This window comes from uncultured Paracoccus sp., from assembly GCF_947496875.1.
GTDB lineage: Bacteria > Pseudomonadota > Alphaproteobacteria > Rhodobacterales > Rhodobacteraceae > Paracoccus.
In genome coordinates this window covers 1-735 of record NZ_CANMEH010000076.1, presented here as the reverse complement: position 1 = coordinate 735, position 735 = coordinate 1, and the positions used below count along the sequence as shown (strand labels likewise).

General features: G+C 74.0%; 1 pseudogene. It reads left to right on the top strand.

Annotated features, from left to right (window positions below):
* Positions 1-735, top strand: a pseudogene (locus tag Q0938_RS19170) (hypothetical protein); the annotation flags it as partial.

Below are 735 nucleotides of genomic sequence, written 5' to 3'. Positions count from 1 at the left end.
TGTCGGCGCCACGGCCGATCTGATCGCCGCGCGGGAACGGCTCTGCAAGGCGCTGAGGGTCACGGAGCCGGGGCCGCTGCGGCTCGGCCTCCTAGAAGCCGTCGGTCTCACCCCGGACGACTGCCGCCATGCCGCGACGCTGGAACGCCGCCGGATGCGCGACGCGGGCCTCCGCCCCGGCATGTCGCCCGTCGAGCGGCGCAAGCGCATCGAGGCGGTCCTGCCGCAAGCGGGCGAGCCATGGGCGCCGCCCGGGCGTTGCGCCACGCTCTGGCTGATCCTCGCCGAGGCGCTGGAGAACGGTCATGATGCCGCCGGCGCGGAACTCGTCCACGACATGACCGAAGCGGGGTCCGTTCGCGCCCTCCGCCTGCGCTGGCGCAGCCCAATGCGGACCGGCTGGGCGGCGCAGGCGCCGATCCTGCATCTCGACGCGACGCTGCGCCCGGAACTCGTCCAGACCTACCTGCCGAGGATCGACATCGGCACACCGGTCGCCGCGCGCCAGCCGTATGTCCGCGTCCGACAGGTGACCGGCAGCCCGACCTCGGCCCGCGCGCTGACGCCCTCGGCCGATGCGCCCGAGCGGGATCGCAAGGCCGCTGCAACCCGGCTGCGCGACCTCCGGGCCTGGATCGACCTCCGAGCCCGGCAGTGTCATCGCCCCGGCCAGGCGATCGATCTGCTGGTGGTGGGCCAGAAGGCGGCGATCGATGCTCTCAGGTCGGCCGGGCT